Genomic DNA, 16,724 nt, shown 5'->3' with positions numbered 1-16,724 from the left:
AACTCAATCTATTAGCCATGAAACGTTTTATTTTACTTTTCTGCCTGTTGCCATTACCCGGTCAGGCGCAATCCAAGTTGAGCCTCGCCGATTGCGTGGACCTGCTGGCCAAAAACAACCTCATTTACCAGCAGGGTACATTGCAGGCGGAAGCGGCGCAGGCACAGCTACGGCAGACAAAATCACAGATCTTCCCTCAGATCTACATTTCGGCAGACCAAAGCCTTAACCTCGGCCGCAGTATCGACCAGTACACCAATACGTATATAGACCAGCTTTACAGCTACAATGCGATCAGTACGGGGTTCCAAATGCCCGTTTTCCAGGCCGGAAAGTTGCAGAACCAGACCCGCCAGGGGACATTGCTGAAAGAGTCGGCGATGGAAAACCGCACAGCCGTGCTGAATGCGCAAACCATCCTGCTCATGCAAGGCTACGTGAATGTGCTCGCAACCAAGGCATTGCTCGAAGCTGCCAATGAGCAGGTAGCTTCTTCGCAGCAACAGGTAGATAAGGTACAGAAGCAGGTAAACGCTGGAACAGCCGGGAACAACCTTCTTGCCGAGATCAAAGCCCAGCTTTCGAACGACAAGTATTTGCAGGTAACGGCACTTAGCAATTACCGTACGGCGCGGCTTGCATTGTTTCAGCGGATGAATATCACGCCGGATGACAATGTGGAATTCGAGCCGCTATTACCCAAGGAAAGCGTTACTCCCGCGGCTGCCAATGCTACGGAACTGTACGAGAATGCATCCAAGTCTTTCCCGGAAATCCGCAGCGCTGAGTTGAACCGCCAGAGCTACAAGTACCTGGTGAAGTCGATTAAGGCATTGAACTATCCTTCGTTGAACCTTAGTACGAATGTGCGGGCATTCTACGCGTCGACAAACGACAACCTCGATTATTTCAAACAGCTGAATGCGACACGCAACGGCTATATTAACCTGGGTCTGAACATTCCGATCATGGGCCGTTGGGTTACCCGGCCACGCGTGGAGCTGGCGAAAGTGCAGGAGCGCCAGGCGCAGAACACGTTGGACATTACCAACCAGCAGCTCCGCCAGGCAATTGAAACCGCTGTACTAAACCTGAACGCCATGGCCGACAAACATGCAGCTGCAGAAGGCCAGGTCGAATCACTCGGAGCTGCATTCGCGGTGGTGGAGAGCAAATTCAATGCGGGTGTAGCCAGTATTTTCGAATACACCCTCTCCAAAGCGAAACTCGCACAAGCCCAAGGTATCGCTATTCAGGCAAAATATGATTACCTGATGCAACAGAGATTATTGCAATACTACCGTCAGGGCAACTGGCAAGGGGTGTTTTAGGCGGTAGGCTGTAAGCTTTAGGCTCTAAGCTGTAAGCAGTAAGACATAAAAGGGAGATCAGCTTATAGCCTAAGGCTTACAGCTTAAAGCCCTAAAGACTGTTAGGTTAAATTTGGTATCGGTAATTCTTAGAGGCAGCCAGGCGCATTGGCTGCCTCTTTTTGTTAAATAAATTTAAATCAGTGGGTGGTTACATTATGGTGCGTAAATTAGGTGCAAACTAAATTTATGGACCATGAAAAAACTTTTTCTATTGTTACTGCCGGGAATGCTGCTACTGGCAGGAAGTGCGGAGGCGCAGTTGCAGAAAGGCGTGAAATATTGGGGCGCGACGATTAATTTCCGCGGTGAATTTTTCCATGATATGGAAGATGGCAGTAATGTTCATAACCGCAAAACCAGCAATCCTTCCGTTATGCCCGAAGCACAGATAGGCTGGTTTGTTTCCGGTAAAACCATGCTAGGAGTCGGATTAAGATACAGTCTGAGCTACCAAAAGGATGACCAAAGCCCACTTGACTACGAGGTCAGGTCTTTCGGTCAATCTCTGCAATTACTTCCATTCATCCGACAATACTACACTCTGAACGACCGGTGGGCCATCTTTGTCCATGGGGAATTAGGACCGACCTATTCCTGGTCGAAAACCAAAAACGGAGGGCTAATACCGTCCACCAGCAAAAGCGATTACTGGCAATATGGGTTGAGTGTAAAACCCGGTGTGGTTTACACATTTCCTAACAAGAAGTGGTCGATAGAGGCGTATACCAATTTTCTCGCCCTCAATTTCAACTATCAGCCTTCTTATGACGGTGCTGACCGGCAATTCAAATTCGGAACGGGCCTGACCACCAGTTTTCCGTCCTATTTCTCTCTCCGCATTGCCCGGTACATCCAACCTAAAAACTGATCAGCCATGAAAAATATTAAAACCAGCATCCTAATTGTCATGCTTGTATTGGTGCATGCACTCGCCAACGCCCAGTTCAAGGAAGGAGAGTCATTCATAGACGGGGCTTTCCAGGTAAATCTTTTTGATTCCAAGGCTAAGGACACAGACTCCCAATACAGGCTCTATGGACACAACATCGATGTGTCGCTGGGCAAGTTCCGGAGTGGTACAAAAGCTGTCGGGTGGTCGTTGAGCAATAATCTCGCTATCCAAAAAGTCAAAAGCTTGACTTTCGAGCCGAAACCACTTCAGAATCTCGGTTTCAGCATTTCGCGCTTCTGGGAATTTTACAAACCTCTGAATGACAAGTTTTCATTGTATGCTCGGCCTAGAATTGGCTTGGGATATAATCTGGCAAATACCTTTGATAACGCCAATGGCAATATCACGACAGAAACCCGCCTTAATTCCATTTCGCTGGTGGCCAACATAGGTGCTGGTATTGCATGGCGCATTGCCCCGAAATGGGCCATTTATGGAGGTGTCGCATTCTCAAATCCGCTCGATGTCTCCTATTCATTTGGTCGGAGGCGTGACGTAGCCAACCCGCGTCCAGACGGACAATATCCCCAAAACAACTTGCGGGGATTCAGCTACCGCTTTGCACCGGATCTGTCGTCCGGTTCAATCGGACTCGGTTTCCGATACTTCTACTGAGCCAAAATTCGAAGATAATCGCTCAAAAATCATTAAAAACCCCTTGGATATGGCTTTTAAGGCCATATCCATTTTTTTAGTAATGAAAAAACACTTTCTAATTGTCCTTTTCGCTGCGTTCAGCGCTTGCCATAAACCACAAACTACCAACCTCGCCGGGCCGTGGGAACCCGATTACGACGTGACCCGCTCGGAAAGCGCTATCAAGGAATTCGAGAGAAAAGACGCGGAACACATGCCGGCACCAGGCGGAATAGTTTTCACAGGCAGCTCTTCATTTACCAAATGGCAGGATGCCGCAAAGGACCTTGCGCCCCTGCCGATCATCAACCGAGGCTTCGGAGGCTCTACCTTACCGGAAGTAATCCATTACTCCGATCGCACGATTACCAAATACAAGCCGAAGACGGTCGTAATCTATTGCGAGAACGATATGTTCGGCAAAAAACCGAAGTCGCCCGAACAGGTACGCGATGCGTATGTGACGCTGGTGAAGAAGCTTCGCGAGAAACAGCCCGATGTGCAGCTTTACGGGGTGTCGCTGAAACCTTCGCCTTCACGCTGGGCGAAGCGGGAGGATGTGATCAAGGCCAACAAGCTGATCCAGGATTACATTAAAAAGGATAAGAACCACCATTATATCGACGTGTGGCCGGTGATGCTCAAAAACGGCCGCCCGGACGGCGCTATCTTCGTGAGCGACAGCCTTCATATGAATGAGGAAGGTTACAAAAGGTGGACGAAAGTGTTCCGCCCGATACTGGAAAAATCAGTCTGAAAGTATCCTGCACTTTACGGTTTTTTACAAAGATTTTAAAAGAATACATAAGGGTATTGGTTTTAACGTAAAGTCACTATATTGACCGAAAAAATACATTTCCGGGTAAAAAAGTGATATTCCAGTAATGAAAGTAACAGCGGTTTTTGATATTGGCAGGACCAATAAGAAGTATGTACTTTTCAACGAGAAGTATGATATCGTTCATGAGTTTTCAGAATCCCTCCCAGAAACAGTTGACGAAGACGGCTTTCCTACCGAAGATTGTGAATTGTTAACCAAATGGGTGCAGGACCGCTGGGCCGAATTGCTGGCTAATCCGGAATTTGACATCAAAGCGGTAAACGTGGCTGGCTATGGTGCCAGCCTGGTGCATCTCGACGCCGCGAACCGTCCCCTTACGCCGCTGTATTCTTACCTCAAACCGTTCCCGGAAGATCTGTTAAAGCAGTTTTACAGCACCTATGGAGACCCTACCCGCATTTCGTTGCAAACAGGCTCTCCGGCAATGGGGATGCTCAACTCGGGGATGCAGCTGTATTGGCTCAAACATACCAAACCGGAGATTTACAGCCAGATCGCTACAACTTTACATTTACCTCAGTATATCCTGTATCTGCTGACAGGCCGCAAAGTGAGCGATTACACCTCGCTGGGCTGCCATACCGCATTGTGGAGCTTTGAAATGTGGGATTACCACGAATGGGTGAAGCAGGAAGGTATTCATAAGAAACTCGCGCCGGTACTCGCGTCGTCGTCGTTCATTTACCGCCATGGCGACAAGGGCATTCAGTCGGGCTTCGGGCTGCACGACAGCTCCTCGGCGCTGATACCTTACCGGATGGCCGTTAAAAAGCCGTTTGTACTTCTATCGACCGGAACCTGGTGTATCAACTTCAACTCTTTCGCATCGAAACCGCTGACTTCTTACCAGCTCGAACGCGACTGTATGAATTACCTCACGCCGGAAGGCAGCGGCGTTACCGCTTCACGTCTGTTCATGGGGCGCGAACACGATTACCAGGTGGCGCGCATTGCGGAGTATTTCAAAGTAGCTCCTGATTTTTATAAAAAGGTGGTGTTTGATGAAGATATATTAAAACAGGACACTCCGAAGTTCTATACCGCCTGCATGACTGGCAACGGGCCGTTCCCCGAACCAAACACCCAAGAATGGCAGATCAGCGCATTTGCTTCGGCTGAGGCCGCATATCATCATTTGATTAAAGGGCTTTGCGAGCTGCTTTACGTGTCGCTCGACCTCGTGAATATCAACGATGTACATGCTATCTATGTAGACGGTGGATTTGCCCGGAACGAAATATTCACAAGGCTACTGGCGCGGCATTATCCGAACCACAAAGTTTACGTATCGGATCTCCCGTACGCGACGTCCCTGGGGGCTGCGTTGCATGTGACGCGCCCGCAGACGTACGAGTTTGCCAACGAAATTCGTGAAATAAAACCTTGATCAGCTGATCCGGCTCCAGTTGGTTTCTTCCTTGCGCAGATTTTCAAGATGGTTGCGTATGGGATAATGAACCGGCTGGAGCAGATCGGGATCGGCCATCAGAATTTCCTCCGCAGACGCCCGCGCGGCCTTCAATATCTCCCCATCCTGGGCCAGATTGGCCACCAATAAATCCACCAATCCGCTTTGTTGCGTGCCCGAAATGTCGCCGGGGCCACGGAGTTGCAGGTCCACTTCCGCTATTTCGAAACCGTCGTTGGTGTTGCACATTGTTTCTATACGCAACTTGGTGTCTTTGCTGAGCTTGTAGTCGGTCATTAGTATACAATATGACTGCTCCGCACCGCGCCCTACCCTGCCCCGCAGCTGGTGCAGTTGCGAAAGTCCGAAACGCTCCGCATTCTCGATTACCATTACTGAGGCATTCGGCACATTCACACCCACTTCAATCACCGTCGTCGCGACCATGATCTTTGTCTCGCCACGCACGAAACGTGCCATTTCAAAATCCTTGTCCTGCGAACGCATTTTACCGTGCACAATGCTCAGCGGAACGCCCGGAAAAGCCCGTGCCACGCTTTCGTAACCATCCATCAAGTCCTTCAAATCCATTTTTTCGGACTCTTCGATCAGCGGATACACCATATAAACCTGCCGTCCTTTCGCAATTTCATCTTTCAAAAACCCGAAAACCGAAAGGCGATGTTTATCGAACCGATGGACCGTTTTAATGGGTTTCCGGCCGGCTGGGAGCTCGTTAATGGCCGAAATATCCAGGTCGCCGTACAATGTCATCGCGAGTGTGCGCGGAATCGGCGTGGCCGTCATCACTAGCATATGCGGGTTAATGCGCGAGTTCTTGGCCCAAAGTTTGGCCCGCTGCGCAACCCCAAAGCGATGCTGTTCATCGATAATGCAAAGGCCGAGGTTTTTGAATTGCACTGCATCCTCTATCAATGCGTGGGTGCCGACAATAATATGCAGCGTACCATTCAGCAGTTCGCGATGAATGACATCCCGCTCCTTTTTCTTTGTCGAACCCGTCAGTTTCGCAATGTTGACACCTAGCAGGTCGGCAAATTTTTTGAGACCCTGGTAGTGCTGGTCGGTAAGGATTTCCGTGGGCGCCATGAGGCAAGCCTGCGCGTCGTTATCCAATGCAAAAAGCATGGTGATGAATGCCACGATCGTCTTCCCGGAACCTACATCGCCTTGTAGCAGGCGGTTCATTTGCTTGCCGGTTTTGAGGTCTTCATGGATCTCGTGCAGTACGCGTATCTGCGCGCCCGTAAGTTTGAAAGGCAAATGTTGTTCATAGAACTCTTTCACCAGCATTGTTTTATCAAAAATCAACCCCGGGTATTCCGTCTTATGTAGCAGCTTGTTCTTGATGAGCCTGAACTGGTTGTAAAATAGTTCTTCGAACTTCAGCCGCCGCTGTGCCTGGTGCAATGTGCGGGCGTCCTGCGGCAAGTGGAAATGCCAGAGGGCCTGCGCTTTGGAAACGAGTCGGTATTTCTCAACCAATGGAGCGGGCAGTGTCTCACGTATATGCGGATGCGCGATTTCGAGCAGGCTCCGCATCATTTTGCTCAAAGCTTTGCTATCGAGAAATTTCTTCCGAAGCTTTTCGGTGAGCGGATAAATCGGTTGCCAATAGCCTGCCGACGCGTTTTCCTGCGTCAGCACTTCTATTTCCGGGTGGGTAATGCTCCATTTGCCGCCATACCGCACCGGAGTTCCGTAAACAATATATTCGCCTCCGCGTTTCAGCCACTTCTCATACCAGGAAATGCTCTGGAACCATACGAGATCCAAATCCCCCGTTCCGTCCTGAAACTGGCCAACGAGCCGCTTTTTACTGCCCTCACCGATCACCGTAAATTCGCGCAGACGCCCCTTTACCTGCGTGGCCGACATTTGCTCGTTCAATTCGCTGAGCCTATGAAAAACGCTGCGGTCTTCGTGGCGGAAAGGATAATGCTGTATAAGGTCGCCGAAGGTAAAAATATTCAGCTCCTGATTGAGCAATGCGGCTTTTTGCGGGCCTACGCCTTTCAGGAATTCGATCTTGGTATCGAAAAAGCGGGTTCTAACAGATGGGTTTGTTTCAGAAGTCATTATTCAAATATAAACCGAAATCATAAAAAACACGGTTTGGAAGTCTCAAATGTTAATCTCTGTTAATGGGGTAGCTATTCCTGCGATTTCGGCTACAACCCGCTTGATTCGCAACTTACGAATGCTTTACTTGCTGCTTCGTATATCTTAACCACCAATCATTTACTAAAATCTACACAACTTATGAAAACCATTTTGTTATCGCTTTTCCTCACCCTGATCGCATTCACCTGGGCATCCGCACAAAGCCCGCATGTAACCGCCAACGGCAAGAATTTGAGCGTCAGATACGGCCAACCCTCTAAAAAAGGCCGTGTGTTGTTTGGGAAAGCAGGAAGCGGCAGCCTTGAACCATACGGCAAGCCATGGCGGATCGGCGCTGACAGTGCGACCACGATCACCTTCAAAAAAGACGCTACATTTGGCGGAAAGCCTATCAAGGCGGGCACTTACACGTTGTTCGCGACTCCCAACGAAAAAGAATGGACCATTATCCTGAACAGCCAGCTCGGACAATGGGGCGCCTACGAATACGACAAGCACAAAAGCAAAGACGTAGCGCATATTACCGTTCCGAACAAGAACTATCCTACATCGGAAGAAAAACTGACTTTCACCGTAAAAGACACTTCCCTGGATTTTCAATGGGATAAGGTTGGGTTTTCGGTGCCTGTGAAATTCTGAAACACATTTGACTGCAAAGCAAAACGGGGTGCCACTTTGATAGCACCCCGTTCCTTTTTCCTGCCCTCCTCTCCCTTTCCTCCATTACAAATTCTGCTTAATCATATTCTCCAACACCTGCAAATGCTCCGTGAACGCCTTGTGCCCGTGTTCGGTAGCTTTATAGGTCGTGAGCGGTTTGCGGCCGTTGAATTGCTTCTGAAATTCGATGTATTTGATTTCTTCCAACGCCTTTAAATGCGAGGCCAGGTTGCCGTCGGTGAGCTGCAACAATTCTTTCAACTCATTAAAACTCAGGGAATCGTTGACCACGAGCACGGACATAAGCCCAAGCCTGATCTTGCTTTCAAATACCTTGTTAAACTTTTCTAACCACTCCATTACAAATTCCCTGTTACGCGGACGCCTGACCGTCGGGCGCGTTATTGATTGGCTTCCAGAAACAGCATGGCATCCCGGTTACGGATCCAAACTGCCTGATCACGTTGATTATTGGCGGCCATCGTAAATCCGGAACCTACCAGGCCCGTTGCGACCGATATCCAGAAAAAAGTCTTCAAATTATCGCGGTTGCCCGAAAGCAGCGATATAACGGAACCTGCCGATCCGGCCAGCGAAATAACCAGTCCGATGCTGCGCGTTCTCCTGGATTTCAGATAGAGACCGAGGCCTTCCGGCGAAACCATAAATTCGTTCCGCAATGCCTTTTGTCCGACGTGAATGACATTGTTTTTGACAAAACTATTCCCATTTCTCAAATAAATGGTCTCCTTATCGTACCATTTTCTCGCTTTTGACGCTGTACTGTCCGATGGCATCCGTACCTGTGCCGAGCAAACCGAGCCCAAAGTGAGTATTAACAGCACCACTGTAAGGCCCGATTTCCCGCCGGACCGCCGGCCGCCTGATAACTCTTCGCCAGGCAATTTCTCTCTTTCGTACCGGTTATACATGGTAAGACCATAAACAATGTGCAAAACACCAAAGCCTATTGCCCAGAATATCAGCGAGTAGCCCGTCAGGAACAATGCGATACAACCGATACCGATTTCCGAAATACCCATGTAAAACACTTCCGGGTAAGTAAACCGGCTCGCGTTTACCAGTGCCAGTCCGTAGAATAGCAATGTCACCGGAAAAACCAGCCAGATAAAGCCGTAATGCAGCATCGCCAGAGAGAATATACCGCCTGTCCCAAGCGGGATCAGCATCGCGATCAGCAACCGCTTTGAACTGCCGTTCCAAACCGTAAGGCCTTTTTTCCGACCCCGGCGGACCGTAAGAATGATTCCCACCGCAAGCGACGATACAAGCACGCAGAGTCCATCGACAAACAAAAACTCGATCACATCCTGGCGCGAATGCCCCTGATAGGTACCCAATGGAGCTAAAATATCGGTCAACCAGTCGGTTTTAAAACGAACGTATGCCGTCCCTGCGCCGATCAGCGCGAATATGCCGGCAAAAACCCCGCTCAAACCACTGAGGGATAAAAACTTGGACGAGCGCTCCATCAGGTCGCGGATCTCGTTCAAAGTATGCAAAGAATCCTGATTCGGGTTCATAAGCGTGTCAAAATGTAAAAGTAACGGTCAGTGATTGTCAGAAATAGTCAGGTGTTGTCAAGTGTGGTTAGGCGTGGCGCTAAAAGAGCAGCAGAATTTTTGGGATAAACACAATTCCTCCTACTATCGCCGCCGAAATCGCCAACAGCAATACGCCGGCGGCCGCCGTGTCCTTCACTACTTTGATTACCGGATGGTAATCTGCCGAAACGAGGTCGGCCAGTTTCTCAATAGCGGTATTGAATGCTTCCGCCGCCCACACGAGCGCGATCTGGATCACGATCAGACACCATTCGGCGGCCGATATATTGAAAAACACGCCCGCTATGGCCACCACCACGCAGGCGATCAGATGAATGCGCGCATTGTTTTCGTAGCGGAACAGGCTATAAATCCCGGCACCTGCGTAACGGAAGCTTCGGACAGCTTTAAGAATATCGATGGGTCCGTTCATGTTGTTTCATTTCGGCAAAAATATGGAACGCAAAGTACAACAACATGAGCACGAACGAAAACGTAATGGTGTGTTTGATCGCCAGCGGATCCCTCAAACTATGGTAGATACCCTTCGCGAGTGCGCCCGGCTGCGTGACGATGTCCCAGCTGTTCCAACGGCCATAACGCCCCAGGAAGATTCCGAAACCACTCAGTACCATCGAGTTCAGGATCGCAAACCATGCCAAACGCTCGTTCCAGCGGTGCGAAATAATCCGGTGAACAATGCGAATACTGTAAAGGCCTGTCAGGAAACCTGCCAGGGAAAATGTGAAAATCATCAATGCATCATACCAAAGCATGTTTTCGGGCACGCCACGAAGGTGTTTCAAATCGGTAATAATGTAGGGAGCATTAGGGAAAAACAGGAGCCAAACTGCCAGGTAGATCATTAAAACTCCGAATGGTGCCGACCGGCGCTTCTCCATCTCCCACACCCACTTAATAAAAAGCAACGGTATCCACGCCAGAAACAGGTTCCAGGTCAAAAAGACGAAGTCCCAGTTTTGCAGGGCAATCCTGACAGTCAATAATGCCATCGCAGCGGCGGAAACAAATGCGAGGAGTGCCACTTTCAAATTGCCCTCCAGATAATTAACCAGGTTTCTCAGCATCGTTTAAGTTTATTTTAAAGTACTTTGAATTACAAAGTTAATATAAAACGATTGGAAACCGCAATAGCAGGAAGTGTATTTAAATAAGAGATGGGTTACTTTTTATTATTTTCGGCGAAAGCTTTCATCATCGCCCATTCACGACCGGCAGTTTTAGCCCTGAAAGTTTCCAGACAGCCGCGGTCTTGCAAGGTAATGTAGCAGGTTTTCCCGTTTTTACCCCCGAAACAGATGTTCGAAACCTTCTTTCCGATGGTGTGAATGGTATGGATAACTTTTCCTTCAGGGGAGAGCACCGCTACTTCTCCCTTTCCGTGCCGGGTAATATAGAGGTTACCATGCACATCGCAGCGCATTCCGTCCATGCCGCCGTCTTCGAAACGGTGCAACAGCTTTTTATTGGATAATGTACCATCTGCCGCCAGGTCGAACACCCACACATTCCGCTGAACGCTTTCGTTAACGTACAGCTTCTTTTCGTCAGGGCTGACGTCGATGCCGTTGGTGGTTCCCATATTTCCAAAGGCAAGATTCACTTTTCCTTCGGGCGTGATGTGCCAGATTTGCCCGGTTCCGTCTTTCCAATTGGGGTCGGAAGCAAAAACGTGTCCCGACGCGGTTACGGCAAGGTCATTGGGCTGGTTCATTTTCGGTTCGTTCGCGAAAACGGAAACGTCCTTGGTAATCATATCCACTTTCAGGATGTTGTGCCCCGTAAAATCAGCCACATAAAAAGTGTTTTTGTTCACAAACCGGATTCCATTGCCCGTGCTGCCTTTCGGCAAGGTCACGAAAAAGCTCGTATTGCCCTTCTTGCTGAGCTGCGCGATCGTACCGTCGCGGGCAAAGTTCACGGCGTAGACATTTCCGTCTTCATCCACCGCGGGGCCTTCACAATTGGTGGTAAATTCCCCTTCATTGGAGAACTTTTTACTTTTTGTCTGAGCCACACTGATTCCCCGCGACAACAGCGTGACGGTGAGGAGGATTGCTAAGATTCGGGTCATAAAGGTAATGTCGTCAAAATCACTGATTCTTCCACTTGATGGCGCAGCCAACCGGCTTTGTAACGGTGATTACCACGGGTTTACCTCCCACGAGGTTGGTCACCGCTTCGTCCACATACAGTTTCGTCACACCGGTTGCGTCCTGCGGGTTGTCGTCGATCATCCCCATATAGCGTACCGCGAACTGTGCGCCGTTTTTCTGCAATACAAATGCCTGTGGCGTACGGCCGGCCCCGAATTTGCGGGCTACCTGCTGCGTATCGTCGACAAGATAAGGATAACCGTAGTTCTTGGCGACAGCACGCTCCTTCATTTTTTCGAAAGTATCGTCCTGGTGCGTTCCAGGGTCGCTTGGGTTGATGGCGATAACCGGGTACCCCTGTCCCGCGAACTTGCTATTGAGTGCGATGATACGGTCCTCATAAGCCTTTGCGAATGGACAGTGATTGCTCGTAAAGACCACGATCACGCCTTTCGAGCTGGCAAAATCCGTAAGCGATACCATATTTCCGTCGGTATTTTTTAAACGGAAGCTCGATACGGCATCACCCACCTGGTATCCTGCCTGCGCCTGCGCGTCAGACAGCCGTGCAAATACAGCAAGGAACACGACCATCAAAACCCACCCACTGAATTTTATCTTCATGTTTTCTAAATCTATTGTCTCTATGACCCCAATAATAGGTAAAAGTAAAAGCGCGACCTGTTAAATTTTGTTAAGGTACCTCTTTACACTCCATGTCTAAACGCGGGAGCTCACCTGAACTATATAAAGGTAACTTTTTGCGCATTTTTAACCACATGGGCCATTTATAATTCAACCGCATGCAAGCCCTGGTGATGACAACCGAATAACGCCTTACCCTGAATCCCGGGGCGGGTTCCTGCGAGATATTAAAAAAAACGGAATATTCCGCTTAATACATTGTAATTCTGTCACTCTCTTTTTATCTTTGCACCTCAAATTTTGAATCCAGTTTAATATAATTATTAACATGTACGCAATCGTAGAAATCGCAGGTCAGCAATTTAAAGTTGAAAAGGGTCGCGAAATCTTCACGCATAGGCTTGAAGGTGACGTGAACGCTGCACTTGTATTTGACAAAGTCCTTCTCGTTGACAACGGAGGCACAGTACAGGTAGGTCTTCCGACAGTAGCGGGTGCTTCTGTAAAAGCAACTGTTCTCGAACACCTGAAAGGTGAGAAAGTGATCGTTTTCAAAAAGAAACGCCGCAAAGGATACCGTGTTAAAAACGGTCACCGTCAGTATCTGACTAAAATCAGCATCGACGAAATCGTTGCCTAATCATTGGGGCGGAAGCCTGAAACAGTTCAAAACAGGAAACTACAATTTAAGTATAAGATATCATGGCACATAAGAAAGGTGTAGGTAGCTCGAAAAACGGACGTGAATCGGAAAGTAAACGTCTTGGCGTAAAATTATTCGGTGGCCAGTTGGCAAAAGCAGGTAATATCCTGGTTCGTCAGCGTGGAACCAAGCACAACCCAGGTAAGAACGTAGGTATCGGCCGCGACCACACATTGTTCGCATTGGTTGATGGTAACGTAGTGTTCCGTAAGACCCGTGAAAACAGATCTTACGTTCACATCGAACCGATCGCGGTTGAAGCTGCTGCGGAAGCGTAATCAACGTGCCGTCAGTACTTCCAAAGAAGTTAAAAGAACCCGTCAGGCATCCGTTTGACGGGTTTTTTATTGGCTAATGCGCCCGCCGCTAAACCAAAAGGCCGCATTCCGTGTTGTCTAAACCGGAAAGTTGTTTTACCCTATCATTATCGACCATCCCCATGTTGTCACGACCTATTTTTGTATATACCGAATTGAGCCCCAACCCCAACTCGATGAAGTTCGTCCTGAATTTCGAGCTGGTACCCGACGGCCTTTCGTTCGATTACCCTTCACTGGAAGCCGCGCTGGAAGAAGGTAAGTCATCGCCGCTGGCGGCCGACCTTTTCCAGTTCCCGCATGTGAAGCGTGTGTTCATCGCAAGCAACTTCATTACCATTACCAAGGGCGACGATATCGCCTGGGAAGAAGTATTGCGCGATACGAAACAGTTCATCAAGATCTATTTCGAAGAAAATCACCCGGTATTCGAGCAAAAAACGATCGATAGTAACACGCTGATCGTCGATGCGCGGGATTCTGATACGGTGCAGAAGATTAAGGCTGCATTGGATCAATACGTGCGTCCGGCGGTTGAATCAGACGGTGGTGCGATCAACTTCCATTCGTTCGACGAAGGATCGGGCGTGGTGAAAGTGCTTTTGCAAGGTTCTTGCAGCGGCTGTCCGTCGTCGACGCTCACATTGAAAGCGGGTATCGAAAACCTGCTCACACGCATGGTACCCGATGTGAAAGAAGTAGTAGCAGAAGGCGTTTAATGCTTCAAACATATGCATTGGAAACCCTGTCGCAGCCCGGCAGGGTTTCTTTTTTTGAGGCGTTTTGTTAGTTTCGGCGAATGAAGTCAACGCTGGAAAAGTTTATCGACCGCATTGAGGCATTACAATCGACCGGTAATGCATTGTTCTCCAAAGGCATCTTTCCGGCGCAGCGCTCCAATTCCATAATCGGTTACCGGCGGCCGGACACAACGATGTTCTTCTCGGCTATTACCGCATTCACGCTGCAATCCATCCGGAAATATTGCAACGCAGAAAGCCAGGCGCAGATCGACTCGATCATCGCATTGGTAACCGCCAATTATCCCGACTTTCAGAATAAGGACGGGTTAAAAACCTATAATTTCTGGAAAACCAAACCTTCCCGTCATTTCCCGAATGGCCGCTGGTTTCACCGTTTCGAGCATTTCCGCATTCCTGACGACATCGACGATACCGCATTTGCTTATCTGACGACCAATCCTTCGGAGGAAGAATTGTTTTGGTTAAAGGAAAAACTGGCGCTCCACGCCAATGGAACCAAGCTCTGGATCAAAAACACTTATTCCGAATACCGGTTGCTGCGCGCCTACTCTACCTGGTTTGGCAAGAATATGTACGTGGAGTTTGATGTGAGTGTGCTTAGTAACATGCTGTATTGCATTCAGCATTATAATTTACCACTAAATGTGCATGACGAAGCCAGTTTCGAATATATCCGTTCGGTCATTGAAACGCGCCGGTACATTACCGCTCCTTTTCGATGCGCGCACCAGTACCCGCGAACACCGCTGATCATTTACCACGTGTCGAGGCTCATCGCCGCATTCAAACCGGCCGCATTGCTGCCCGTTTGGGAACAGTTGGCGAACGATACCGAGAACCTTTTGAAGACTACCCGCCACCGCATGGACCGGGTTTTGCTGGCCACTTCGCTCATGCGGCTCGGGCGTGCCACGGAGCGAATTCCGGTCGAAGATTTTTCCAAAGAGGATTTCAACGGTTTTTACTTTTTTATAGCCGGACTGCTCACCGCTTACGAAAATCCGGTGCTTTACAGACTATCTGTCAATCCGCTCGTGCATATGCATTGGACGTGTGAGGCCCATTGCTGGACGCTTTTGGCAGAATATGAAGCACTTTGGAACCCGCAACAGCCCCGCGGCGCTTTATAATTACCCAACCTGAACCGGCAGATGGCAGATCACACAATATCATTAAAGCTCCGCGAAATCATCCGTGAAACCGACGACGCTAAAACTTTCATTTTCGAAACGCTCGACGGCAGCACACTGCATTACAAAGCTGGCCAGTTTCTGACCTTCCTCGTTGATATGCACGGCCACGAGGTGCGCCGCTCCTACTCGATGAGCTCCGCGCCGGATGTCGATGCATTCCCGGCTATCACCGTCAAAAGAGTGCCTAACGGGGAGATTTCACGGTTCTGGATCGATACGGTGAAGACGGGCGACACATTTATCGTGCTGGCGCCATCGGGCAGGTTTGTGTTGGAAAAAGAAGATACGGGTGCCCGTGACATCGTGCTCATAGGAGCCGGCAGCGGCATTACCCCGCTTTTCTCCATTTTAAAACAAACACTCACACAGGATCCGGAAAGTCAGGTAACACTGATTTACGCCAGCAGAAATGTGCGCAATACCCTTTTCTGGACCGACATTATCGAATGGCAAGAGCGCTTTCCCGAACGGCTGCGCGTAATCCACATCCACAGCCAACCCGCGGAAGATTGGACGGGCATTCAGGGGCGCATTAACAACACGCGCCTGGAACAGCTTATAAACAAATCCATTCGTTTCAAACCAGAAGATGCCCGCTTCTTTATCTGCGGGCCGTTTGAACTGATGCGTTCTGCCGGCATTACCCTGCATTTCATGGGTTTCCGCAGCGAGCAAATCCGAAAAGAAAACTTCGTGATCCCATCCCCGCCTCCGCCGCCGCCCGTCTCGAACCCACACCGCATTATGCTCGATTTCCGCGGCTCAATGTATGACCTGCTCGTTCCTGCCCACTCGACCATATTGGATGCGGCATTGGCCGAAGGCATACAGCTTCCATACAGCTGCAAAGGCGGGCGCTGCTCCTCATGCGCGGCCGTGTGCACGAGCGGGAAAATACATATGAGTGTAAACGAGGTCCTTACCGATCGCGATCTTGCAGAAGGCTGGATATTAACTTGTTCCTCTTACGTCGACAGCGACGATGTGGCCATCGAATTCAGACAGGAATAAAAACAAAGAAGCGCACAGACGATGCCGTACGCTTCATTTAGGTTTAGGATTAGAGGAAATCCAATGAATGAATTCCTGAAAAGGTTAAGTGTTAGGAATATTAAAGAATAAAATTTTCTTTCTTATCTTATTTACAAAATTACTTGTCAAATTGGTTTTTCCTAACAAAATTTAAAAAAGTGTTCGAGCACGCATTAAAAAACACACCCTGTGCTCGTGCACAATAGTTACCACAAATAGTAGTTTTTAGTCAGGTAAAACTAATCGGCAGCACCTATAATCTCAAATTTATTATAGAAAAAATTTGAAAAATTTTGTTCAGCATAGTTGCCTTTCACTAGAAACACGCTATTTAACCCATCTTCATAATTACTTGTTAGATTTGCTGAACGGA

Annotated in this window: 18 protein-coding genes; 11 read left to right on the top strand and 7 right to left on the bottom strand. The window is 48.9% G+C overall.

The genetic code is table 11. The features are described 5' to 3' along the window. The first annotated feature begins 17 nt into the window (after positions 1 to 17). The 5 genes from ACQ4MZ_RS11415 to ACQ4MZ_RS11395 all read left to right on the top strand — a co-directional run bounded on the left by ACQ4MZ_RS11415 (position 18) and on the right by ACQ4MZ_RS11395 (position 5,189). Positions 18 to 1,331 (top strand): TolC family protein, encoded by a 1,314-nt coding sequence (locus ACQ4MZ_RS11415; RefSeq protein ID WP_430845096.1) that lies wholly within the window; start codon positions 18 to 20, stop codon positions 1,329 to 1,331. Between the two features lie 235 nt (positions 1,332 to 1,566). Continuing rightward, complete coding sequence (locus tag ACQ4MZ_RS11410) at positions 1,567 to 2,241, top strand: hypothetical protein (RefSeq protein WP_430845094.1); 675 nt, start codon at positions 1,567 to 1,569, stop codon at positions 2,239 to 2,241. 6 nt (positions 2,242 to 2,247) lie between these two features. Then, on the top strand, positions 2,248 to 2,940 hold the full coding sequence (locus ACQ4MZ_RS11405; RefSeq protein WP_430845092.1) for an outer membrane protein: 693 nt from the start codon (positions 2,248 to 2,250) through the stop codon (positions 2,938 to 2,940). An 82-nt stretch (positions 2,941 to 3,022) separates the two neighbouring features. Beyond that, complete coding sequence (locus ACQ4MZ_RS11400; RefSeq protein ID WP_430845090.1) at positions 3,023 to 3,718, top strand: GDSL-type esterase/lipase family protein; 696 nt, start codon at positions 3,023 to 3,025, stop codon at positions 3,716 to 3,718. Positions 3,719 to 3,845: 127 nt separating this feature from the next. Beyond that, a complete protein-coding gene (locus ACQ4MZ_RS11395; RefSeq protein WP_430845089.1) occupies positions 3,846 to 5,189 on the top strand; it encodes an FGGY-family carbohydrate kinase in 1,344 nt (447 codons plus the stop codon). Here ACQ4MZ_RS11395 and recG read toward each other — a convergent pair whose 3' ends face one another. Further along, on the bottom strand, positions 5,190 to 7,310 hold the full coding sequence (gene recG, locus ACQ4MZ_RS11390) for an ATP-dependent DNA helicase RecG (RefSeq protein WP_430845087.1): 2,121 nt from the start codon (positions 7,308 to 7,310) through the stop codon (positions 5,190 to 5,192). A gap of 183 nt (positions 7,311 to 7,493) precedes the next feature. On the opposite strand from recG, the gene ACQ4MZ_RS11385 reads away from it, so the two are divergent. Continuing rightward, positions 7,494 to 7,994 (top strand): DUF2911 domain-containing protein, encoded by a 501-nt coding sequence (locus ACQ4MZ_RS11385; protein WP_430845086.1) that lies wholly within the window; start codon positions 7,494 to 7,496, stop codon positions 7,992 to 7,994. A gap of 84 nt (positions 7,995 to 8,078) precedes the next feature. Here ACQ4MZ_RS11385 and ACQ4MZ_RS11380 read toward each other — a convergent pair whose 3' ends face one another. The 6 genes from ACQ4MZ_RS11380 to ACQ4MZ_RS11355 form a co-directional block, all read right to left on the bottom strand. Then, a complete protein-coding gene (locus tag ACQ4MZ_RS11380) occupies positions 8,079 to 8,375 on the bottom strand; it encodes a winged helix-turn-helix domain-containing protein (protein WP_430845085.1) in 297 nt (98 codons plus the stop codon). Between the two features lie 41 nt (positions 8,376 to 8,416). Continuing rightward, positions 8,417 to 9,559, bottom strand: a complete 1,143-nt coding sequence (locus ACQ4MZ_RS11375; protein ID WP_430845083.1) for a hypothetical protein — start codon at positions 9,557 to 9,559, stop codon at positions 8,417 to 8,419. Between the two features lie 79 nt (positions 9,560 to 9,638). Then, positions 9,639 to 10,013: a diacylglycerol kinase family protein gene (locus tag ACQ4MZ_RS11370; protein WP_430845082.1), complete on the bottom strand. Its 375-nt coding sequence runs from the start codon at positions 10,011 to 10,013 to the stop codon at positions 9,639 to 9,641. Next, a complete protein-coding gene (locus ACQ4MZ_RS11365) occupies positions 9,988 to 10,668 on the bottom strand; it encodes a DUF1361 domain-containing protein (RefSeq protein WP_430845081.1) in 681 nt (226 codons plus the stop codon). Before ACQ4MZ_RS11365 ends, ACQ4MZ_RS11370 begins: the two co-directional genes overlap by 26 nt. A gap of 95 nt (positions 10,669 to 10,763) precedes the next feature. Then, a complete protein-coding gene (locus ACQ4MZ_RS11360; protein ID WP_430845080.1) occupies positions 10,764 to 11,675 on the bottom strand; it encodes an SMP-30/gluconolactonase/LRE family protein in 912 nt (303 codons plus the stop codon). 19 nt (positions 11,676 to 11,694) lie between these two features. Next, positions 11,695 to 12,321, bottom strand: coding sequence for a thioredoxin family protein (locus tag ACQ4MZ_RS11355; RefSeq protein WP_430845077.1), 627 nt, complete (start codon positions 12,319 to 12,321; stop codon positions 11,695 to 11,697). Positions 12,322 to 12,670: 349 nt separating this feature from the next. Between ACQ4MZ_RS11355 and rplU the strand changes: the two genes are divergently transcribed. The 5 genes from rplU to ACQ4MZ_RS11330 all read left to right on the top strand — a co-directional run bounded on the left by rplU (position 12,671) and on the right by ACQ4MZ_RS11330 (position 16,330). After that, positions 12,671 to 12,982, top strand: a complete 312-nt coding sequence (rplU, locus tag ACQ4MZ_RS11350) for a 50S ribosomal protein L21 (protein ID WP_015814326.1) — start codon at positions 12,671 to 12,673, stop codon at positions 12,980 to 12,982. Between the two features lie 62 nt (positions 12,983 to 13,044). Further along, a complete protein-coding gene (gene rpmA / locus ACQ4MZ_RS11345; RefSeq protein ID WP_015814325.1) occupies positions 13,045 to 13,323 on the top strand; it encodes a 50S ribosomal protein L27 in 279 nt (92 codons plus the stop codon). Between the two features lie 161 nt (positions 13,324 to 13,484). Then, positions 13,485 to 14,081, top strand: a complete 597-nt coding sequence (locus ACQ4MZ_RS11340; RefSeq protein ID WP_106596132.1) for a NifU family protein — start codon at positions 13,485 to 13,487, stop codon at positions 14,079 to 14,081. Between the two features lie 80 nt (positions 14,082 to 14,161). After that, positions 14,162 to 15,256, top strand: coding sequence for a hypothetical protein (locus ACQ4MZ_RS11335; protein ID WP_430845075.1), 1,095 nt, complete (start codon positions 14,162 to 14,164; stop codon positions 15,254 to 15,256). 21 nt (positions 15,257 to 15,277) lie between these two features. Beyond that, on the top strand, positions 15,278 to 16,330 hold the full coding sequence (locus ACQ4MZ_RS11330) for a 2Fe-2S iron-sulfur cluster-binding protein (RefSeq protein ID WP_430845074.1): 1,053 nt from the start codon (positions 15,278 to 15,280) through the stop codon (positions 16,328 to 16,330). Positions 16,331 to 16,724: the final 394 nt, after the last annotated feature.

The organism is Dyadobacter sp. BHUBP1 (assembly GCF_050587785.1).
Taxonomy (GTDB): domain Bacteria; phylum Bacteroidota; class Bacteroidia; order Cytophagales; family Spirosomataceae; genus Dyadobacter.
This window is presented reverse-complemented; position numbering and strand designations above follow the sequence as displayed.